Below are 21,080 nucleotides of genomic sequence, written 5' to 3'. Positions count from 1 at the left end.
GGTGAAGCTTGGCGTGCGTGGCGGCGACGGACGTGTTAGCCGATTACCTCATCTGCGCAGGAGAGCACGAAACCCCAGCAGCGCCGGTACGCCCAACCCCAGCCATGAAAGGACGTCCCAGGCGCCGTCGCCAAGCAAGGCTGCGAACAGCCCTGCCGCGCTCAGTGCCGCGATCACGCTTGGCCATGCGAAAATACGCCCGGTAGTCTGCGACTGGTGGCTCACGGTTTGGTCCTCTGTGGTTTGCGCTGCTTGCTCCACCAGAGATACAGGCCGCTGACGAGCACAATGATGGTCAGTGCATCGAGCAAGGCCCAGAGTATCTGCATTGGCCGGCCGCCGTAGTCACCGAAATGCAGGGGTTGGGACAGGCCCATTGCATCCATGTACCAAGGACGATCACCCACGGCCGTCACCTCGAGGGTGCGCGCGTCGATCAGGATCGGCGTGAACAGGTGCGAGGTCAGGTTCGTGGCGCCATTCATGAACACCGCATAGTGGTGCTCGCTGGAGAAGCGCGTGCCGGGGAAGGCGATGAAGTCAGGACGCATGCCGGGCGCGGCCTGTTCGGCGATCTTCAGCAACTGCGTGGCCGGGGCGCGTTCGGTGAGCGGCGGTGCGTCGCGGTAGGGCGCGACCATCGCCGCCAGGCTGTCGTTGCGCCAGGCGGCGATCACCAGGTCGGACAGGGCGCTGATCACCCCGGTGATGCCGACCACCAGGGCCCAGGTCAGTGTGACCACGCCGATCAGGTTGTGCAGGTCCAGCCAGCGCAGGCGCCGCGACTTGTCGTGGCGGACCGTGGCGAAGCGCAGGCGGCGCATGAACGGCGCGTAGAGCACGGTACCGGAGACGATGGCGACAATGAACAGCACCCCCATGAACGCCAACAGCAGCTTGCCGGGTAACCCGGCGAACATATCCACGTGCAGGCGCAGCATCAGCATCATGAAGCCGCCGTTGGCCGCCGGCATGGCCACGGCCTCGCCGGTGCGCGCGTCGAGCATGAAGGTGTGCGAATCGTCGGGGTGGGTGCCGGCGGTGGCGGCCATGATCGCCACCACGCCGTTGGGCTCGTCCTCTTCGTAGCCGAAGTACTGCATCACCTCGCCGGGGCGGTGCTGTTCGGCCTTGAGCACCAGCTGCTGCAGGTCCAGGTGCGGGGTGCCTGCGGGCATCTCGCGCAGCTGCGGCGCGTCGCCCAGCAAGTGCTCCAGCTCATGGTGGAAGATCAGCGGCAGGCCGGTAAGGGCGAGCAGCAGCAGGAACAGCGTGCAGACCAGGCTGCTCCAGGTGTGGATCGCTGACCAGCGGCGGATGGTTTGGCTTTTCATCACGGTTCCTTACACGATCGCAGGTCAAGCCGCTCCCACGCTCCGCAGGAACAGGCTTGACCCGTGATGGCCACTTAGAACTTGTAGGTGGCGCTGGCGACGACACTGCGTTGGTCGCCGTAGTAGCAGTAGTAGCCGTCGCAGGTGGACAGGTAGTCCTTGTTCAGCAGGTTGCTGGCGTTGATCGCCACCGAGGCGCCCTTGAGGCTGTTGTCCAGGCGGCCCAGGTCGTAGTGCACGGCGGCGTCGAACACTGTGTAGGCCTTGCTCTTGCCAAGCCAGGTGTTGGCTTCGTCACCGTAGCGGTTGCCGGTGTAGCGTGCGCCCAGGCCAATGCCGAAGCCGTCAAGCACACCGGTATGCCAGGTGTAGTCGGTCCACAGGGAGGCCTGCTGGTTGGGCATTTGTTGCAGGCGGTTGCCTTTGTACGGCCCTTTCTGGACTTCGGATTTGGCCAGGGTGTAGGCGGCGATCACTTTCAGGTTGTCGGTGACGTCGGAGACGGCTTCCAGCTCCAGGCCGTGGACTTTCACTTCGCCAGTCTGGCTGGTGACCGGTGTGCCACCGATGTTGTTGGTGACCTGGACGTTCTTCTGGGTCAGGTCGTACACCGCGGCAGAGAGCAGGGTGTTGGAGCCCGGTGGCTGGTACTTGATGCCCAGCTCCCATTGCTCGCCTTCGGTCGGCTTGAACGTCTTCTGCGGGTCCGCGTCTGCGCTGCTGGCCGGCTGGAAGGATTCTGCATAGGACAGGTAGGGCACCAGGCCGGAGTCGAAGACGTAGCTGATCGCCGCGTTGCCACTGAACTTGCTGTCGCGCTGGGTGTTGGTGGCATCACCCTTGTTGAAGAACTTGGTGCCGGTGTGGACCCAGTCCTGTCGCCCGCCCAGGGTCAGGCGCCAGTTGTCGAGTGCCATCTGGTCCTGGATATAGAGGCCGGTCTGCACCGTCTTCTGGTTGTAATCGTAATAGGCCGAGGAGCGCGCGGGACGGGTGATCGGCAGGCCATAAGCCGGGTTATTGACGTCGATCGGCGGTAAGTCGAAACCATAGATCGCCAGGTAGTCGTGATTGGTGCGCTGGTGATCCAGGCCAATCAACACGGTATGGCTGACGGAACCGGTGGCGAAGTCGGCCTGGAAGTTGTTGTCGACCGCGAACTGGCCGATATTTTCCTCGGTGTTGGTGGACATGCGATTGGCAATGCCATCATCGGTGACCGGGGGAAAGTCTTTGTTGTAGCTGCTGACCGTGATTGTCTGGAACGACAGCTCCGACTTGGTGTAACGCAGATTCTGGCGGAACTGCCAGACATCGTTGAAACGATGCTCGAAGGCATAGCCCAGCGCGTAATAGGTGCGGTCGTAGTAGTCGTAATCCGGGTCACCCAGGTTCTTGTGGCGGGAGACCTTGCCGAACGGCATGTCGATCTTGGTGCCTTGAATCGGGTAGAACTGGCTGGTGGCACCGGTATCGTCGCGGGTGAACTGGCTGAGGAAAGTCAGCGAGGTGTCTTCGTCGATGTTCCAGGTCAGGCTCGGGGCGATGTTGTAGCGCTTGTTGTCGATATGGTCGATCTGCGTGCCGCTGTCGCGTACCACGCCGCTGAGGCCATAGAGGAACTGGCCCTGCTCGTCGAGCTTGCCGGTGCTGGCGAAGTTGATCTGGCGGTGGTTGTCGCTGCCGTACTGCAGTTGAATCTCGTGGCTGCTCTCGGTCTGGGGGCGGCGGCTGACCATGTCGAGCAAACCGCCGGGCGGGGTCTGGCCATACACGGATGAGGCTGGGCCCCGCAGCAGCGCAAGGCGGTCGAGGTTCCAGGTTTCAGCTTTCGGGTTGGCATACACGCCGCGGGGCAGGGGCAGGCCGTCGAGGAACTGGGTCGGTTCGAAGCCGCGCACGCGCATCCAGTCATAGCGGGTATCGCTGCCGAAACTGGCCGAGACGATGCCCGGCATGTACTTCACCGCGTCATCCAGGCTTTGCACGCCGCGGTCGCTCATCTGCTGGCGGGTGGCGACGGAAATGGAGCGTGGGACCTCGACCAGCGCTGTGTCGGTCTTAGTGCCGGCGGCGGTGCGCTTGGCGGTGTAGCCTTCCACCGGGCCCCAGGCGCTCTCGAAGCTGCTGCTGGCGTTGATGTTGGTCTCCGGCAGCGCCAGGCTGCCTTCGTTCACTGCCACCAGGCTGTAGCTGCCGGCGCTGCTCTGCTGCAGCTGCAGGCCGGTACCGCGCAGCGCGGCCTGCAGGGCACCGACAGCGTCGTACTGGCCACTGACGGGTGCCGAATTGCGTCCGCTGACCAGTGCCGGATCCAGCGCCAGGGCGATCCCGGCCTGGCTGGCGATCTGGTTCAGGGTGCTGGCCAGCGGCGCGCTGGGCAGGTCGTAGGCACGCGGGGCGGCCTGTTCGGCGGCGAACAGGGTGGTGCTGACCAACGGGGCGGCCAGGCCGATGGCCAGGGCCATCAGGCTGGGGCGAAGCAAAGCATCAACGGCACGGGACATGCAGCGGCTCCTCGACGAAATAGTGCTGACTGCTTCCTTGCCGAGCGAGATTGGGAAAGTGACAGGGGGCTTTGAAAAAATTTCGACTGATTTGCAGAAGCCTTTGGAAGCCGGCAAGCCGGCTTCCACAAAGGGCAGTGTGGCTGAAGCTATTTGGCGCTAACGGTGACCCACCACGGCGTACGCCGCTCGATCTTCACCGGCAGCGCCGGTTGCAGCGAGGCGAGGGCCAGGTCGGTGTCGGTCAGCGGGAAGCTGCCGCTCACGCGCAGGTCGGCGACTTCGTCGCTGACACCCAGGTGGCCGCTGCGGTACTGTCCGAGCGCTGCCACCAGGTCGGCCAGGCGCACGTTGTCCACCACCAGCATGCCGCGGGTCCAGGCATCGCTGCCGACCGCCACGGAGCCGACCCGGCCCAGGCCGTCGGCGCTCATCAGCACCTGCTGGCCTTCGCGCAGCACCTGCTCGTCGCCACTGTTCTGCGGCTTGGCGGCCACCGAGGCCTGCAGTACCTCCAGGCGCGTGCCGGCCTCCTCGCGCTTGACCAGGAAGCGCGTGCCCAGCGGGCGCAGGCGGCCATCCTCGGTGCGCACCAGCAGCGGACGGCTGTCCTTGTGGCCGGTCTCCACCGAGATCTCGCCGCGGTGCAGCACGATCAGCCGCTGCTCGCCCCGGAAGTCGATATCCACCGCGCTGCGGCTGTTCAAGCTCAGCAAGGTGCCGTCCTCCAGGCGCAGGGTGCGCATCTCGCCGGTGCCGGTGCGCTGGTCGGCCAGCCAGTAGGTCGGCGACAGGGTCGGCGCTGCGGCCCAGGCAAGTAGCCCGCCGAGCAGCAGCATGCCGGCCAGGCCGCCAAGGCGCTGGCGCAACCCGGCCCTTGATTGCAGCAGGGTGTGGCGTACCGGGCCGGCGGCGGCGTTGACGCGCCGGTCGAGAATGCCCAGTTGCAGCCAGGCGCGGGCGTGTTCCTCGTTGGCGGCGTGCCAGCGCATGAATTCGTTGCGTTCGTCCGGGGTACCGCTACCTTCGTCCAGGCACAGCTTCCAGGCGATGGCCGCTTCCAGCACCTGGCTGGAGACCGGGGCGTGGTTCATGTCGGTTCTCCGTAGAGAGCGACATAGCACTGGCGCAGGCCTTGGGCGAGGTACTGGCGCACGCGGGACACCGACACCCCGAGGCGCTCGGCGATTTCGGCGTGGCCCAGCCCGTCCAGGCGGCTGTACAGGAAGGCCGCGCGGGCCTTGCTCGACAGCTTGCCCAGCAGGCGGTCGATAGCCTTGAGATCCTCGAGGATCAGGTGCTGTTGCTCGGGCGATGGGTGTTCGGCCTCGGGCAGCAGGGCCAGCTCGGCGAGGTAGGCCTGCTCGAGGGCGGCGCGGCGGAAGTGGTCGAACAACAGGCCCTTGGCCACGGCGACCAGGAAGGCGCGGGGTTCGCGGGGGGCGTCCAGGCGCTCGCGACCGAGCAGGCGCACGAAGGTGTCCTGGCTCAGGTCTTCGGCGCGCTGACGGCAGGTGGTGCTGCGCTGCAACCAGGCCAACAGCCAGGTGCGATGGTCGCGATACAGCGCTCCGACCAGCTCGGCATGTGGACTGTGCGCAGGCGTCAAGAAGCGATCCCCGAGGAAGAATGCGTTAACTAACGATAATTATTCGCGATTGTGGCAGAGGCGGGGGTGATGGCGCAATTGACGCTTATCGGATTGCCGGCAGCAATCGCAAACGTTTTGCGGTTCTCTTCAGGTGATGTGCAATTCCTGTAGGAGCGTGCATGGATCAGAGGCCGTGATGGTGCGCCTTGCGCCGCCGCCACTGGCGCACCCGCTGCTCTAGCTGCAACGGGCTGTCCAGTTGCTGGCGCCGGGCCTGGCTGAACAGGATCAGCGCCAGCTCCGCGGTCACCTGGGCATCGGCGCTGGCATGGTGGCGGGCCTGGACTTCAAGGCCGAAGCGGGCGATCCAGTCGTCCAGCCCGGCTTCACGCAACACGGTGTCGGGGTTGAGCATCGGCGCCAGCTCCGCCACATCGAGGAACGGATGCTGCAGGCGCAGGCCCAGGCTGTCCTTCAGCGCCCGGGCCAGCATGCGCTGGTCGAACGGGGCGTGGAACGCCAGCACCGGGCTGTCGCCAATGAAGTCCATCAGGTCGAGCAGCGCCTCGGCCGGGTCGCAGCCGGCGGCCAGGGCGCTGGGGCCCAGGCCGTGGATCAGCACGCTGGCGTTGGTCTTTTGCGCGGGCCGGTGCAGGGTGCGCTCGAACGGGCGACCTAGGGCGATGGCGCCGTCCTCGATGGCCACCGCGCCGATCGACAGCACCTGGTCGCGATTGAGGTTCAGGCCGCTGGTCTCCAGGTCCAGCACCACCCAGCGCTGTTCACGCAACGAGCAAACGCCCAGTGGCGCCGGCCCTGGCAGCAGGGCCAGACGACGACGCAGCGGGGCGGTGAGTTCGGGGGCGGCGGGGCGCCACCAGGGGAACAGGTTCACAGCTGGTACCGCAGCGCCAGGCTGCTTTGCAGGCGCTGGGCCTGGCGCAGCGACTCGCGCAGGATGCGCCGGTCCAGGTGGTTGAGGCTGTCCGGGTCAAGCCGGTTGGAGTAGGGCTGGTTCTCTCGGGTCTGGCGCTGGTGCTGCTGCATGCGGGTCTGCTGGATGAAGTGGTAGGCCTCTTCATAGGCGGCGCCGTCAAGCGGGTCGATGATGCCCTTGGCGATCAGCTGGCGCAGGCGCTCCAGGGTGTTGCAGGCGCTGATGCCATGGGCCAGGGCCAGCAGCCTGGCGCCATCGACGAACGGGGTCAGGCCTTGCACCTTGAGGTCGAGGGTGGCGGCCTTGTCGTCCCCCTGACGGGTCAGCACGAACTCGCGCAGGCGCCCGACCGGTGGTCGTTGGCGCAGGGCATTGTCGGCCATCATGCGCTGGAAGATGCGATTGTCGGCGACCTGCTCCAGCAGGCCCTGGCGCAGCTGTTCGCAGCCTTGCTCGTCGCCCCAGACCACGCGCAGGTCGAAGTAGATGCTCGAGCCCAGCAGGTTCTCGGGGCTCGCCTCGCGCACGAAACCGGCGAAGCGCCGTGTCCACTCGCTGCGCGAGAGGCACAGCTCGGGGTTGCCGGCCATCACATTGCCCTTGCACAGGGTGAATCCACACTGGGCCAGGTTGTGGTTTATCTGCTGGGCCAGCGGCAGCAGCCGGGCACGGATGGCCTCGGCTTCGGCGGCGTCGCGGGCCTCGAAGAGAATGCCGTTGTCCTGGTCGGTGTGCAGCGTCTGCTCGCGGCGGCCTTCGCTGCCGAAGCACAGCCAGCTGAATGGCACGCCCGGGTCGCCGCGCTCGGCGATGACCAGTTCGATCACCCGGCACACGGTATGGTCATTGAGCAGGGTGATGATCTGGGTGATCTGGGTCGAGGACGCGCCGTGGGCGAGCATGCGCTCGACCAGCTGGCCGATCTCGCCGCGCAGCGACACCAGGCTGTCCAGGCGTGGCGCATGGCGGATGGTGCGCGCCAGGTGCACCAGGTCGACACGCTGCAGGGAGAACAGATCGCGTTCGGAGATCACCCCGCACAGGCGCTGGTTGTCCACCAGGCAGACGTGGGCGATGTGCCGCTCGGTCATGGCCATGGCGGCATCGAAGGCGCTGGCCTGGGGGCTTAGGTGGAACGGCCGGGCGGTCATGTAGCGTTCGATCGGCGCGGTCAGCTCGGCACTGGCGTCGGCCACCACCTGGCGCAGGTCGCGCAGGGTGAAGATGCCGATGGGATGGCGCTGGTCGTCGACGATGACGATGCTGCCGACCTGCTGCTCGTGCATCAGCCCCACGGCATCGCGCAGCGGTGTGTCCGGCGCGCACACCACCGGGTGGCGCAGCGCCAGTTCGCCCAGCGGGGTGTTCAGCGAGTACTGGGTGCCCAGGGTTTCCACGGCGCGCTGGCGCACCTGCTGGTTGACCTGGTCGAGCAGGCTGCTGACTCCTCGCAGGGCGAAGTCGCGGAACACCTCGGACATGGAGAACACGCGGATGAACGCGGCCTTGTCCAGTTGCAGGCAGAAGGTGTCCTCGCCGGCCAGGTGCTCGGTGCGGGTGGCCCGCTCGCCGAGCAACGCGGCCAGCGGGAAACATTCGCCACTGGCGATCTCGAAAGTGGTCTCGGTGCCCGGCTTGGTGACATGGTGGCGCTCGCCGACCACACGGCCCTGCTTGACGATGTAGAAGTGCTCGACCGGGCCGTCGGCAGGCTTGATGATGCTTTCGCCGGCCGCGTGGAAACGCAGCTGGCACTGTTCCACCAGGTAGGCCAGGTGGTTGTGTTCCATCTGGTTGAACGGCGGGAAACGCTGCAGGAACTGCAGGGTGCCCTGGATGTTTTGCAGCACTGCTGTCCTGCCCGCCTGGCTGTAGGCGTCCTTTTTGCTCATGGAACCGACCGCGATAAGTATGTCTGCATATGTAGCGCAGACCTTGTTGTTCTAGGGCTCCATGGTCGGACGACGGCTCTGCGGTGCCCATTGGACGTAAGTCTATAAGGCGCGACGGACGTTTCGCTGCTTGTCTCGGGTGTCAAATAGCCGACGAAAGGCAGTTTGCATGCGGGGGTTTTGCGGTCTGAACTTGAATAACGGGGTTTTTTTGACGAGACGACCATGGCAGAGCATGACGACATCCTGAGCGACGCCGAGCGAGAGGCGTTGGCCGTGGTGAGTGCACCCGTCGCGCCCAGGCCCGTGGTACTGGTGGTGGACGACAACCCGGTGAACAGCGAAGCGCTGAGCCTGTACCTGAAGAGCCGGGGCATCGCCTGCATGACGGCCGACGGTGCGCAGGAGGCGATGTTGAAGCTGCACTATGAGCCGCGTATCGCCCTGATGATCACCGACCTGCGCATGGAGCCCAAGGACGGCCTGGAGCTGATCCGCCAGGTTCGCGAATCGGAACGGGCGGCGCTGTCGATCATCGTGGTGTCGGGCGACACCGATGTGAAAGAGGCGGTGGACGTGATGCACCTGGGGGTGGTGGATTTCCTGCTCAAGCCCGTGGACCTGGGGAAGCTCCTGGAGCTGGTGCGACGTGAGTTGAGAATGGATCAGGGCTGAAAACGATCGCGGGGCCAGCCCGCTCCCACGCTGGACTGGCGTGGGAGCGGGCTGGCCCCGCGATGCGTTGCAGGTGGCTTACACCCCGTTACGCGCCTTGAACTCGCGACGACGACGGTGCAGCACCGGCTCGGTGTAGCCGTTCGGCTGCTTGGCGCCTTCGACCACCAGCTCCACGGCGGCCTGGAACGCGATGTTGTCATCGAAGTTCGGCGCCATCGGGCGGTACAGGGCGTCCCCCGCGTTCTGCTTGTCGACCACTGCGGCCATGCGCTTGAGGCTTTCCAGCACCTGCTCCTGGGTGACCACGCCATGGCGCAGCCAGTTGGCCAGCAGCTGGGCCGAGATACGCAGGGTGGCGCGGTCTTCCATCAAACCGACATCGTTGATGTCCGGCACCTTCGAGCAACCCACGCCCTGGTCGATCCAGCGCACCACGTAGCCGAGAATGCCCTGGGCATTGTTGTCCAGCTCGTTGCGGATCTCGTCGGCCGACCAGTGGGTGTCGGCGGCCAGCGGGATGGTCAGGATGTCGTCGACCGAAGCCGGGGTGCGCGAAGCCAGCTCGCGCTGACGCGCCTGCACATCGACCTTGTGGTAGTGCAGGGCGTGCAGGGTGGCGGCGGTCGGCGACGGTACCCAGGCGGTGTTGGCGCCGGCCAGCGGGTGGGCGATCTTCTGCTCGAGCATGGCGGCCATCAGGTCGGGCATGGCCCACATGCCCTTGCCAATCTGCGCGCGGCCCTGCAGGCCAGTGGCCAGGCCCACGTCGACGTTGTTGTTCTCGTAGGCGCCAATCCACTTCTCGTTCTTCATGGCGCCCTTGCGCACAACGGCGCCGGCTTCCATGGAGGTGTGGATCTCGTCACCGGTGCGGTCGAGGAAGCCGGTGTTGATGAACACCACACGTTCGGCGGCGGCCTTGATGCAGGACTTGAGGTTGACCGTGGTGCGGCGCTCCTCGTCCATGATGCCGACCTTGACGGTGTTGCGCGGCATGCCCAGCAGGTCTTCGACGCGGCTGAAGATCTCGGCGGCGAAGGCCACTTCTTCCGGGCCGTGCATCTTCGGCTTGACGATGTACACGCTGCCGTTGCGGGTGTTCTTGCGGCTGGTGTTGCCGTTGAGGTTGTGCAGGGCGATCAGATTGGTGAACAGGCCATCCTGGATGCCTTCGGGGATTTCGTTGCCCTGGGCGTCGAGGATCGCCGGGTTGGTCATCAGGTGACCGACGTTGCGCACGAACAGCAGCGAGCGACCGTGCAAGGTGACGCTGCCACCGTTGGGGGCGGCGTACTCGCGGTCCGGGTTCATGGTGCGGGTGAAGGTCTTGCCGCCCTTGCTGACGCTCTCGGCCAGGTCACCTTTCATCAGGCCCAGCCAGTTGCGGTAGACGATCACCTTGTCGTCGGCGTCGACGGCGGCGACCGAGTCCTCGCAGTCCATGATGGTGGTCAGCGCCGACTCCATCAGGATGTCCTTCACGCCGGCGGCGTCGGTGCTGCCGACCGGGGTGCTGGCATCGACCTGGATTTCGAAGTGCAGGCCGTTGTGTTTGAGCAACACGGCGGTCGGTGCCTTGGCGTCGCCATGGAAGCCGATCAGTTGGGCGTCGTCGCGCAGGCCGCTGTTGCTGCCGCCCTTGAGGGCCACAACGAGCTTGCCGCCTTCGATGCGGTAGCCGGTGGAGTCGACGTGGGAGCCGGCGGCCAGTGGCGCGGCTTCGTCGAGGAAGGCACGGGCGAAGGCGATGACCTTGTCGCCGCGCAGCTTGTTGTAACCCTGGCCTTTCTCGGCGCCGCCCTCGTCGCTGATGACGTCGGTGCCGTAGAGGGCGTCGTACAGCGAACCCCAGCGAGCATTGGCGGCGTTCAGGGCGAAGCGGGCGTTCATCACCGGCACCACCAGTTGCGGGCCAGCCATGACGGCGATTTCTTCATCGACGTTCTGGGTGGTGGCCTGGAAGTCCTCGGCCTGTGGCAGCAGGTAGCCGATTTCCCCGAGGAACGCCTTGTACGCCACGGCATCGTGGGCCTGGCCCTTGCGGGCCTGGTGCCAGGCGTCGATCTTCGCTTGCAGCTCGTCGCGCTTGGCGAGCAGGGCTTTGTTCTTGGGAGCGAGGTCGTTGATGATCTTCTCGGCACCGGCCCAGAACTGCTCGGCGTTGATGCCGGTCCCCGGAATGGCTTCGTTGTTGACGAAGTCGAACAGGACCTTGGCGACCTGAAGGCCACCGACTTGAACGTATCCAGTCATTGCTTGCCTCACCTCTGCTCAGCTATTTCGCTTTCGCTCTTCTGTATTAAGCCTGTAGCGCTTCTCTAAACACGGCACCAGTGCGTGCCCACGTGCTCCGGGGGCGGCTGGGTGCGGCTCGCCAGACGGGCCGGCGGGCGGTTGGCGTATTTTCACAGGCGCCTTGGCAGACATCGAAACGACGTTTTGTAGTCCGCGTCGACGCATACTACATGAAGCAGCAGGCAGGTGAACATCAGACTAAAAGCGTCGCTCTGCGACCGGTTGGTCGCATGGGGTCACGCTGGGAGACGACATGTTCGCAAAAAACAGGTGGATTGTTCCAGATAAATCTTGAAACAGTACACGATTGATTGCCATGACTGTCCTGCGGCAGGTTGCCGCGCCTTGCCTATACTGATTCGATCCCCGTATTCCGGTCGCCTGGGGCGGCCTTCGCAGACGAATGAAGGAGTGGCCCGTGGACCATCTCGTACTCACCGTGATCGCCCCGGACAAGGCCGGGCAGGTCGAGCGTATCGCCCAGTGCATCGCCGATCATAATGGCAACTGGCTGGAAAGCCGCATGTCGCGCATGGCTGGGCAGTTCGCCGGGATCCTGCGGGTGGCGGTGCCGGCGGAGAACTATGCCGAACTGGTCGAGTCGCTGCAGAAACTGGGTGACCACGGCATCCGTGTACTCATTGCCGAAAGCGGGATCGAGCCGTCCTGCACCTGGAAACCGATCGCCATGGAGCTGGTGGGCAACGACCGGCCGGGTATCGTCCGTGATATCACCCGCTTGCTGGCCGAGCAAGGGGTGAACGTCGAGCGCCTGAGTACCGAGGTCCGGCCGGCGCCGATGAGCAGCGAGCCGCTGTTTCATGCCGATGCATTGCTGGCGTTGCCGTTGACCTTGTCGCTGGAGGATCTGCAGGCGCGGCTGGAGAGCCTGGCGGATGATCTGATGGTGGAGTTGCGGTTGCGGCCGGAGGAGTGATTCGAGATCGCCGGGGCGCGAAGCGGCCCTGAGGTGGTTATCCCGATTTTGCGGGGAAGCCCCTGTGGATAAGCTGGGGGCGCTACGCTGGAGGCCAGTTACAGCAAGGCCTGGCGAGATTTGAGCAAAAAACGTCCACTATTCAGTGGCTTGTGCACAAACGGCGGGGACGAGGGTGTGGATAACCTTTGGAGCGCTTGCTGCAGGCCACGTTATCCGTGGCTTGCAGCAATATGATCATTTTTTGATCAGGCGCGCTTGCGCAAACTCAGCCAGGCATCGACGCTGTAGACAGCCAGCCCCGCCCAGATAAAGGCGAACGCCATCAATGTGCTCGACGACAGGTGTTCGTCGAACAGCAGCACCGCCTGCAGCAGCACCAGGGTCGGTGCCAGGTACTGCAGGAAGCCCAGTGTTGTGTAGGGCAGGTGGCGTGCGGCGGCGTTGAAACACACCAGCGGTACCAGTGTCACCGGGCCGGCGGCGATCAGCCACAGCGCTTCGCTGCTGCCGAAGAACTCAGGGCTGGCGCTGCTGGCCGTCGGGTGCAGCAGCAACCAGCCGATGGCAATGGGCACCAGCATCCAGGTTTCGACCACCAGCCCTGGCAGCGCCGCCACTGGTGCCTGCTTGCGGATCAAGCCATAGAAGCCAAACGACAGCGCCAGGGCCAGCGACACCCAGGGCAGGCTGCCCACCTGCCACACCTGTTGGGCGACGCCCAAGGCTGCCAAGGCGACCGCCAGCCATTGCAGGCGGCGCAGGCGCTCGCCGAGCAGCAGCATGCCCAGCAGCACGTTGATCAGCGGGTTGATGTAGTAGCCCAGGCTGGCCTCGAGCATGCGCCCGTTGTTCACCGCCCACACGTAGGTCAGCCAGTTGCCGGCGATCAGCGTGCCGCTGAGGGCGAGGATCGCCAGGCGCCGCGGGTTGTCGCGCAGTTCGCGCCACCAGCCGGGGTGCTTCCACACCAGCAGCAGGAGCGAGCCGAACAGGGCCGACCAGAGCACGCGGTGGACGATGATTTCCACCGCCGGAACGCTCTGGATCGCTTTGAAGTACAGGGGGAACAGGCCCCAGATGATGTAGGCGCCAAGGCCCAGGAGGTACCCGCGGCGCGGGTTGGCGGCGTGCATGCAGAATCCTTGCTTAGGTAGCTAAATAAAGCGACGCCTATTGTAGACAGAGCGCGGCGTTGACCTAGAACAATTTCAACGGTTGTTCATCGAGCGCGGCGATCTGTTCGCGCAGGGCGAGGATCTGGTCGCCCCAGTAGCGCGGCTGGCCGAACCAGGGGAAGCTCGGCGGGAACGCCGGATCGTCCCAGCGCCGCGCCAGCCAGGCGCTGTAGTGCAACTGGCGCAGGGCGCGCAGCGGCTCGATCAGGGCCAGCTCACGCGGGTCGAAGTCGTGGAATTCGTTGTAGCCGTCGATCAGTTCGGCCAGCTGGCCGAGCCGCTCTTCGCGGCTGCCGGCGAGCATCATCCACAGGTCCTGGACGGCCGGGCCCATGCGGCAGTCGTCGAGGTCGACCACGTGGTAGACGTCGTCACGGTGCATCAGGTTGCCGGGGTGCAGGTCGCCGTGCAGGCGGATTGTCTGGTACGAGGTGCGGGCGTAGATGTCCTCGACCCGCTTGAGCAGGTCGCGGGCCACCGATTCATAAGCCGGCAGCAGCTCGCGGGGCACGAACTCGCCGTCGAGCAGGGTCTTGAGCGAGGCGTGGCCAAAGTTGTCCACAGCCAGCGCTTCGCGGTGCTCGAAGGGTTTGCTCGCGCCTACCGCGTGCAGGCGCCCGAGCAACTGCCCGAGGCGATAGAGCTGGTCGAGGTTGCCCGGCTCCGGGGCATGGCCGCCACGGCGTGGGAATAGGGTAAAGCGGAATCCCTGGTGTTCGAACAGGGAGCGCCCATCGTGCAGCAACGGCGCCACCACCGGCACTTCGCACTCGGCCAGCTCACGGGTGAAGGCGTGTTCCTCGAGGATCGCCGCGTCGCTCCAGCGCCCAGGGCGATAGAACTTGGCGATCAGCGGCTGCGCGTCCTCGATGCCCACCTGGTAGACGCGATTCTCGTAGCTGTTGAGCGCCAGCACCCGTGCGTCGCTGAGAAAGCCGAGGCTTTCCACGGCGTCCAGTACGAGGTCGGGGGTGAGGGTGTCGAAGGGATGGGACATGAAAGGCTCCGGTCGCGGGGACTGCGGCCTGCATGTTACCCCAAACCCCGGGCCAAGCCGGCCTGGGCTTCGCGGCCAGGTTAGACCGGCACTCCCAGCAACACGAACGACGGATGAAACTGTACCCGCAGGGCGCTTCCTGGCTGGACCTGCCGTTGCGCCAGCCAGGCTGCCTCGGCGATGGCGCACAAGGTCTGGCCATTGCCCAGCGCCAGGCGCACTTCACCCGGCCCATCCTCTTCGATGAGTACCTCCTCCACCTTGGCCTTCAGGCAGTTGCTCCCTGGCTCCGGCGTCTCAGCCGCGTCCAGCAACCGTACCCAGCCAGCCTTGAGCAGCGCCACCACCGTCCCCCCCAACGCCAGCTCCAGCCGCTCGGTGCTGCCCCGGGTGATCAAGGCCTCGATCTCCAGCCCGCCGCCCAGGTCCAGGCTGATGCGATCATGCCGGCCTTCGCGGCGCAGCCCTCTGATCCGCCCCTGCAGCTGGTTGCGCGCACTGGTACGAAGCATCAGGCGGCCGAGCAGGTCGAGGTCGCTGCTGTCCTCGGCGGACTCGAGAATCTCCGCCTGCAGGGCCTGCAGGCGCTGGTACAGGCACAGCACCCGCTCGCCTTCTGCGGACAGCCGTGCGCCACCGCCGCCGCGGCCGCCGGTGCTGCGCTCCACCAGGGGCTGCGCCGCCAGGTTGTTGAGTTCGTCGATGGCGTCCCAGGCGGCCTTGTAGCTGATGCCCGCAGCCTTGGCGGCGCGGGTGATCGAGCCTTGTTCGGCGACATGCTGCAACAGGGCGATGCGCTGTGGGCGGCGGACGATGTGCTGGGTGAGCAGGGCAGGCAGGGACATGGGCGGGCATCGGGTGTGGTGTAGGTCCCGCGACGTTGCCGCCGTCACCGGGGCAAGTCAAGCCTGGCCCGGCCTGGGCGTGCGCGCCAGGCAGTAGATGTCGACCCGCCGGGCGCCGGCCTGGCGCAGCAGGCGGGCGATGGCCTGTGCGGTCGCCCCGGTGGTCAGTACGTCATCGACCAGTGCCAGGTGCAGGCCGTCGAGCTCGCAGCCGGGAGCAAGGGCAAAGGCCTGGCGCAGGTTGCGGTGCCGGGCCCGGGCGCCAAGGGCCTGCTGCGCCGGGGTATCGCGCACACGCTGGAGCAGGCGCTCGTCACAGGGCAGGCGCAGTTGCCCGGCGAGCCAGCGGGCGAGCATCGCCGCCTGGTTGAAGCCGCGCTGGCGCAGTCGACGCTTGGCCAGCGGCACGGGCAACAGACGGTCCGGCCGTGGCAGGCCTTCGTTGTAGCGGTGCGTCAGGCTGTGGCCGAGCAATTGTGCCAACAGCCGCCCCAGCGGCCACTGGCTGCTGTGCTTGAAACGGCTGACCAGGGTGTCGATGGGAAAACCGTAATGCCAGGGCGCGATCACCCGGCTGAATGCCGGTGGGCGACGGCGGCAACCACCGCAGAGAAGGCCGTCCATGGCCAGGGGCAGCGCGCAACGGCGGCACTGCTCATCCAGCCAGGGCAGTGCCTGCTCGCAGGCAATGCACAAAGGATAGAGCTGCTCGCTAGGCTCGTCGCAGAGCAAACAGAATTGATCGGTATTTGTACAGATGTAAACCAGCATGTTCTTGATTGGTTGACAGTTCATGGAGCCTTCCGTGACTATGCGAGCTATCCGTGATGCGCTGGAGGGTTTTCCTGTCCCGGCGTCAGTCAGACCATAGATAAGGAAACGCCAATGAGCGCCAGCGCAATTGCAACCACACGTCACGACTGGTCCCTGGCCGAGGTCAAGGCCCTGTTCCTGCAGCCGTTCAACGACCTGCTGTTCCAGGCCCAGACCGTCCACCGCGCGCACTTCGACCCCAATCGCGTGCAGGTTTCCACGCTGCTGTCGATCAAGACCGGCGCCTGCCCGGAAGATTGCAAATATTGTCCGCAGTCCGGTCACTACAACACCGGGCTGGAAAAACAGAAGCTGATGGAAGTGCAGAAAGTGCTGGAGGAGGCCGCCCGGGCCAAGGCCATCGGCTCGACCCGCTTCTGCATGGGCGCGGCGTGGAAGCACCCGTCGGCCAAGGACATGCCCTACGTGCTGGAGATGGTCAAAGGGGTCAAGGCCATGGGCCTGGAAACCTGCATGACCCTCGGCAAGCTCGACCAGGAGCAGACCCAGGCCCTGGCCCAGGCGGGCCTTGACTACTACAACCACAATCTCGATACCTCGCCGGAGTTCTACGCCAGCATCATCACCACCCGCACCTACAGCGAGCGCCTGCAGACTCTGGCCTACGTGCGCGATGCCGGCATGAAGATCTGCTCCGGCGGCATCCTCGGCATGGGCGAGTCGCTGGACGACCGCGCAGGCCTCTTGATCCAGCTGGCCAACCTGCCCGAGCACCCGGAGTCGGTGCCAATCAACATGCTGGTCAAGGTCGCCGGCACGCCGCTGGCCGATGAAGAGGACGTCGATCCGTTCGATTTCATCCGCATGCTGGCTGTGGCCCGGATCCTCATGCCCAAGTCCCATGTGCGCCTGTCGGCCGGTCGCGAGCAGATGAACGAGCAGATGCAGGCCCTGGCGTTCATGGCCGGCGCCAACTCGATCTTCTACGGCGAGAAACTGCTGACCACCGGCAACCCGCAGGCCGACAAGGACATGCAGCTGTTCGCCCGCCTCGGTATCCAGCCGGAAGCTCGTGAAGAGCACGCCGACGAAGTGCACCAGGCCGCCATCGAGCAGGCGCTGGTCGAGCAGCGCAGCAGCGAGTTGTTCTACGACGCAGCCTCGGCCTGAGCATGGCCTTCGATCTTGCCGCGCGGCTGGCCGAACGGCGTGCCGCCGACCTGTACCGCCAGCGACCACTTCTTGAAAGCCCGCAGGGGCCGCAGGTGGTGGTCGACGGCCAGCCGCTGCTGGCCTTCTGCAGTAACGACTACCTGGGCCTGGCCAATCACCCCGAGGTGATCAAGGCCTGGCGCGACGGCGCCGATCGCTGGGGGGTCGGCGGCGGTGCCTCGCACCTGGTGATCGGCCACAGCACCCCGCACCATGAGGTGGAGGAGGCGCTGGCCGAACTGACGGGCCGGCCGCGTGCGCTGCTGTTCTCCACCGGCTACATGGCCAACCTCGGCGCGATCACCGCGCTGGTCGGGCAGGGCGACACGGTGCTGCAGGACCGCCTCAACCACGCCTCCCTGCTCGACGGCGGGCTGCTCAGCGGCGCCCGCTTCAGCCGCTATCTACACAACGACCCGGCCAGCCTGGCCAGCCGCCTGGACAAAGCGACCGGCAATACCCTGGTGGTCACCGACGGTGTGTTCAGCATGGACGGCGATTGCGCCGACCTGCAGGCCCTGGCCAAGGTGGCCCGCGAGCGTGGTGCCTGGTTGATGGTCGACGATGCCCATGGCCTGGGGACCCTTGGCGCCAAGGGTGGTGGCCTGGTCGAGCATTGCGGCCTCGGCGTCGAGGACGTGCCGGTGTTGATCGGCACGCTGGGTAAGGCCTGTGGTACCTCCGGTGCTTTTGTCGCCGGCAGCGAGGAACTGATCGAGGCGCTGGTGCAGTTCGCCCGGCCCTACATCTACACCACCAGCCAGCCACCGGCGCTGGCCTGCGCCACGCTCAAGGCCCTGGACTTGCTACGCCGCGAACACTGGCGGCGCGAGCACCTGGCGGCGCTGATCCGGCAGTTCCGCACGGGTGCCGAGCAGATCGGCCTGACCCTGATGGACAGCCACACCGCAATCCAGCCGATCCTGATCGGCGATGCGGGGAGGGCGCTGGCATTGTCCCACCTGCTGCGCGAGCGCGGGTTGCTGGTCACGGCGATTCGCCCGCCCACCGTGCCCGCCGGCAGTGCCCGCCTGCGGGTGACCCTGAGCGCCGCCCACGGTGAGGCGCAGGTGCAGCTATTGTTGAATGCATTGGCCGAGTGTTATCCACAACTGGAGTCCGCCGATGCGTAACCGACTGATCCTCCTGCCCGGCTGGGGCCTGGGCACCGCTTCACTGGAGCCGCTGGCCGCCAGCCTGCGCGCCCAGGATCCACGCCTGCAGGTCGAGTTGATGGCGCTGCCGGAACTGGCTCACAGCGATGTCCAGGCCTGGGTCGACCATCTGGACCGCAGGCTGCCGACCGACGTCTGGTTGGGCGGCTGGTCGCTAGGTGGCATGCTCGCCAGCGCCCTGGCGCACAAACGGGGCGACCACTGCTGCGGCTTGCTCACCCTGGCCAGCAACCCCAGCTTCGTGGCCCGGCCGGACTGGCCGCACGGCATGCCCGCCGACACTTTCGGCACCTTCCTCGACGGCTGCCGCAGCCATACCCATGTCACCCTCAAGCGCTTCCGCACCCTGTGCAGCGAGGGCGCGCAGCAACCGCGCACCCTGCTGCGGCAGCTGGGCGTGGGCGTGCCCGACACCGATCCGCTGTACCTGGCAACCGGCCTGGAAGTGCTGGCCAGCCTCGATACCCGCACCGCCCTGGAGCAATACGGCGGCCCGCAGCTGCACCTGTTCGCTGGCAGTGACGCGCTGGTGCCGGTGGAAGCGGCCAAGGCCCTGAGCGACCTGCTGCCCGACGTGGAAGTCGGCCTGGTCGAAGACAGTTCCCACGCTTTCCTGCTGGAGTATCCCCAGGAGCTGGCGGCGGGCATCAAGAGTTTCCTGCATGAGAGTGGTGATGACTGACCTTTCCCAGCCCCCCCTGCCCGGCACCCTGCCGGACAAGCGTCAGGTGGCGGCTTCGTTTTCCCGCGCCGCGGCCAGCTACGACAGCGTCGCGGCCTTGCAGCGCGCGGTGGGCATGGCACTGCTGGAAAAGCTGCCCAGCAACCTTGCGCCTGCGCGCTGGCTGGACATGGGCAGCGGCACCGGCCACTTCAGCCGGGTGCTGGCCGAGCGCTTCGCGCAATCGAGTGGCGTGGCGGTGGATATCGCCGAAGGCATGCTGCGCCATGCCCGCGAGCAGGGCGGCGCCCGGCATCATGTGGCGGGGGACGCCGAGCACCTGCCGTTGCGCGATGGTTGCGTTGACCTTTTGTTCAGCAGCCTGGCGGTGCAGTGGTGCGGTCAGTTCGCCAGCGTGCTGGGCGAGGCGCGGCGGGTGCTGCGCCCCGGCGGCGTGCTGGCCTTCAGCAGCCTGTGCGTGGGCACGCTGGATGAATTGCGCGCCAGCTGGCAGGCCGTGGATGGCATGGTGCACGTCAATCGCTTCCGGCGTTTCGAGGATTACCAGCGTCTGTGCGGTGACAGCGGACTGGAGCTGATCGACCTGGAGCGGCGTCCCCACGTGCTGCATTATCCCGATGTGCGCAGCCTGACCCATGAGCTCAAGGCGCTGGGTGCGCACAACCTCAACCCAGGGCGTCCGTCGGGGCTCACCGGTCGGGCGCGGATGCAGGGCCTGTTGCAGGCCTACGAACAGTACCGCCAGGTGCAAGGCCTGCCGGCCACCTACCAAGTGGTCTACGGCGTCTTACACAAGCCGTCGGACGGAGAGCAGTGACATGAGCCAGGCCTATTTCATTGCTGGCACCGACACCGATGTCGGCAAGACCACCATCGCCGCAGGTTTGCTGCATGCGGCGCGGCAACTGGGATTGAGCACCCTGGCGGCCAAGCCGGTGGCGTCCGGGTGCGTGGTGACGGCCAAGGGGCTGCGTAACAGCGACGCCCTGGCGCTGATCGACGAAAGTTCGGTCAAACTGCCCTATGAAGCGGTCAATCCCTTCGCCTTCGAACCGGCCATCGCTCCGCATGTGGCAGCCCGCGAGGCCGGAGTGGCGCTGAGCGTGCCGGCGTTGCGCGATGCCATGCAGCAGGTACTGGCGCAGCACGCCGATTTCACCTTGATCGAAGGCGCCGGTGGCTGGCGCGTGCCGCTGTCCGACCATGCCAACCTGTCGGATCTGGCCATCGCCCTGAAGCTGCCGGTGATCCTGGTGGTGGGGGTACGACTTGGGTGCATCAATCACGCCTTGCTCAGTGCCGAGGCCATTGCCCGGGACGGCCTGCAACTGGCGGGATGGGTGGCGAACATCGTCGATCCGCGAACATCGCGCCTGGAAGAAAACCTATCCAGCCTGGCCGAGCGCCTGCCCGCGCCCTGCCTGGGGCGGGTGCCCTGGTTGAAGCAGGCTGGTGCGGACGCGGTGGCTGCGCATTTGCAGCTGGACCTGCTGGATTAGGCCTTTGCCTATTAGCTGGCACTAGGCTATTAGGGATTTAAACGGGCCTTTTTCCCGCTGTGCTGCTTTAATAAGGCCTGTTCCTCATCCAGCGTCATGGAGTCCTGACATGGAAATCAATGCGAGCTCCGCCTTCTACGCGGGCCTGGGTGCCATCCAGAACGGCCAGAACCGTGTTGACCAGGCTGCCCAGCAGATCGCCAGCGGCGCTGTCGAGCGTGGCGCCAGCGGGCAGTCCACCGAATACCAGGCCGAGCGCCTGCGCGGTGTCGACCGCAGCCAGCAGTTGGATCTGGCCACCAGCACCGTGCAACTGGCCTTGGGCAAGCACGAAGTCGAACTCGGTGCCAAAGTCGCCAAGGCTTCCGATGAAATGCTCGGTCGGTTCATCGACACCTACGTCTGACCCGCTGAATTACTTTTGCTTACATCGCGGGGCAAGCCCGCTTCCATCCGTGGGAGCGGGCTTGCCCCGCGATGCGTTTGAGGGCGGTTGGCGTAAATGGCATATTCGGCGGCACAAATGCCGTCGCTAGCCCACCTTGAC

At 65.9% G+C, this 21,080-nt stretch carries 20 protein-coding genes; 8 read left to right on the top strand and 12 right to left on the bottom strand.

What is annotated here, in order from left to right:
• Positions 1-48: 48 nt before the first annotated feature.
• The 7 genes from K5H97_RS29815 to K5H97_RS27355 form a co-directional block, all read right to left on the bottom strand.
• Entirely contained in the window at positions 49-225 is a 177-nt protein-coding gene (locus K5H97_RS29815) for a DUF4175 domain-containing protein (RefSeq protein WP_139121049.1), read from the bottom strand.
• Positions 222-1,334 (bottom strand): PepSY-associated TM helix domain-containing protein, encoded by a 1,113-nt coding sequence (locus tag K5H97_RS27380; protein ID WP_028689083.1) that lies wholly within the window; start codon positions 1,332-1,334, stop codon positions 222-224. The genes K5H97_RS29815 and K5H97_RS27380 overlap by 4 nt, the downstream gene beginning before the upstream one ends.
• 74 nt (positions 1,335-1,408) lie before the next feature.
• The gene (locus tag K5H97_RS27375) at positions 1,409-3,841 is read right to left on the bottom strand and encodes a TonB-dependent siderophore receptor (RefSeq protein WP_028689082.1); all 2,433 of its coding nucleotides are present in this window, start codon (positions 3,839-3,841) and stop codon (positions 1,409-1,411) included.
• A gap of 149 nt (positions 3,842-3,990) precedes the next feature.
• A complete protein-coding gene (locus K5H97_RS27370) occupies positions 3,991-4,935 on the bottom strand; it encodes a FecR domain-containing protein (protein ID WP_028689081.1) in 945 nt (314 codons plus the stop codon).
• Positions 4,932-5,450, bottom strand: coding sequence for an RNA polymerase sigma factor (locus K5H97_RS27365; RefSeq protein ID WP_028689080.1), 519 nt, complete (start codon positions 5,448-5,450; stop codon positions 4,932-4,934). Before K5H97_RS27365 ends, K5H97_RS27370 begins: the two co-directional genes overlap by 4 nt.
• A gap of 166 nt (positions 5,451-5,616) precedes the next feature.
• Entirely contained in the window at positions 5,617-6,327 is a 711-nt protein-coding gene (locus K5H97_RS27360; RefSeq protein ID WP_028689079.1) for a 3'-5' exonuclease, read from the bottom strand.
• Complete coding sequence (locus K5H97_RS27355) at positions 6,324-8,261, bottom strand: putative nucleotidyltransferase substrate binding domain-containing protein (RefSeq protein WP_028689078.1); 1,938 nt, start codon at positions 8,259-8,261, stop codon at positions 6,324-6,326. The genes K5H97_RS27360 and K5H97_RS27355 overlap by 4 nt, the downstream gene beginning before the upstream one ends.
• 225 nt (positions 8,262-8,486) lie before the next feature.
• Here K5H97_RS27355 and K5H97_RS27350 point away from each other — a divergent pair, with 225 nt between their 5' ends.
• Positions 8,487-8,936 carry a response regulator gene (locus K5H97_RS27350; RefSeq protein WP_028689077.1) on the top strand — a complete coding sequence of 150 codons (450 nt, stop codon included), beginning with the start codon at positions 8,487-8,489 and terminating at the stop codon, positions 8,934-8,936.
• Between the two features lie 78 nt (positions 8,937-9,014).
• On the opposite strand, the gene K5H97_RS27345 is transcribed toward K5H97_RS27350, so the two are convergent.
• Entirely contained in the window at positions 9,015-11,192 is a 2,178-nt protein-coding gene (locus K5H97_RS27345) for a malate synthase G (protein ID WP_028689076.1), read from the bottom strand.
• Between the two features lie 460 nt (positions 11,193-11,652).
• Here K5H97_RS27345 and K5H97_RS27340 point away from each other — a divergent pair, with 460 nt between their 5' ends.
• Entirely contained in the window at positions 11,653-12,171 is a 519-nt protein-coding gene (locus K5H97_RS27340; RefSeq protein WP_028689075.1) for a glycine cleavage system protein R, read from the top strand.
• 248 nt (positions 12,172-12,419) lie between these two features.
• Here the strand turns inward: K5H97_RS27340 and rarD are convergent, their stop codons facing one another.
• From rarD to K5H97_RS27320, 4 genes are all read right to left on the bottom strand, one after another.
• Complete coding sequence (gene rarD, locus K5H97_RS27335) at positions 12,420-13,307, bottom strand: EamA family transporter RarD (RefSeq protein WP_028689074.1); 888 nt, start codon at positions 13,305-13,307, stop codon at positions 12,420-12,422.
• Between the two features lie 64 nt (positions 13,308-13,371).
• Positions 13,372-14,346 (bottom strand): serine/threonine protein kinase, encoded by a 975-nt coding sequence (locus K5H97_RS27330; protein ID WP_028689073.1) that lies wholly within the window; start codon positions 14,344-14,346, stop codon positions 13,372-13,374.
• 80 nt (positions 14,347-14,426) lie between these two features.
• The gene (locus K5H97_RS27325; RefSeq protein ID WP_028689072.1) at positions 14,427-15,191 is read right to left on the bottom strand and encodes a TOBE domain-containing protein; all 765 of its coding nucleotides are present in this window, start codon (positions 15,189-15,191) and stop codon (positions 14,427-14,429) included.
• Between the two features lie 57 nt (positions 15,192-15,248).
• Positions 15,249-15,986, bottom strand: a complete 738-nt coding sequence (locus tag K5H97_RS27320) for a ComF family protein (protein ID WP_028689071.1) — start codon at positions 15,984-15,986, stop codon at positions 15,249-15,251.
• 90 nt (positions 15,987-16,076) lie between these two features.
• Here K5H97_RS27320 and bioB point away from each other — a divergent pair, with 90 nt between their 5' ends.
• The 6 genes from bioB to K5H97_RS27290 all read left to right on the top strand — a co-directional run bounded on the left by bioB (position 16,077) and on the right by K5H97_RS27290 (position 20,939).
• Positions 16,077-17,135: a biotin synthase BioB gene (bioB, locus tag K5H97_RS27315; RefSeq protein WP_028689070.1), complete on the top strand. Its 1,059-nt coding sequence runs from the start codon at positions 16,077-16,079 to the stop codon at positions 17,133-17,135.
• Between the two features lie 2 nt (positions 17,136-17,137).
• The gene (bioF, locus tag K5H97_RS27310) at positions 17,138-18,310 is read left to right on the top strand and encodes an 8-amino-7-oxononanoate synthase (RefSeq protein ID WP_028689069.1); all 1,173 of its coding nucleotides are present in this window, start codon (positions 17,138-17,140) and stop codon (positions 18,308-18,310) included.
• Entirely contained in the window at positions 18,303-19,034 is a 732-nt protein-coding gene (locus K5H97_RS27305) for an alpha/beta fold hydrolase (protein WP_028689068.1), read from the top strand. Before bioF ends, K5H97_RS27305 begins: the two co-directional genes overlap by 8 nt.
• A complete protein-coding gene (bioC, locus tag K5H97_RS27300) occupies positions 19,027-19,851 on the top strand; it encodes a malonyl-ACP O-methyltransferase BioC (protein WP_028689067.1) in 825 nt (274 codons plus the stop codon). Before K5H97_RS27305 ends, bioC begins: the two co-directional genes overlap by 8 nt.
• A gap of 1 nt (position 19,852) precedes the next feature.
• A complete protein-coding gene (gene bioD, locus K5H97_RS27295) occupies positions 19,853-20,533 on the top strand; it encodes a dethiobiotin synthase (protein WP_028689066.1) in 681 nt (226 codons plus the stop codon).
• A 109-nt stretch (positions 20,534-20,642) separates the two neighbouring features.
• Entirely contained in the window at positions 20,643-20,939 is a 297-nt protein-coding gene (locus K5H97_RS27290) for a hypothetical protein (protein WP_028689065.1), read from the top strand.
• The last annotated feature ends 141 nt before the right edge of the window (positions 20,940-21,080 follow it).

The sequence above is a fragment of the Pseudomonas mosselii genome, assembly GCF_019823065.1.
Taxonomy (GTDB): domain Bacteria; phylum Pseudomonadota; class Gammaproteobacteria; order Pseudomonadales; family Pseudomonadaceae; genus Aquipseudomonas; species Aquipseudomonas mosselii.
This window is presented reverse-complemented; position numbering and strand designations above follow the sequence as displayed.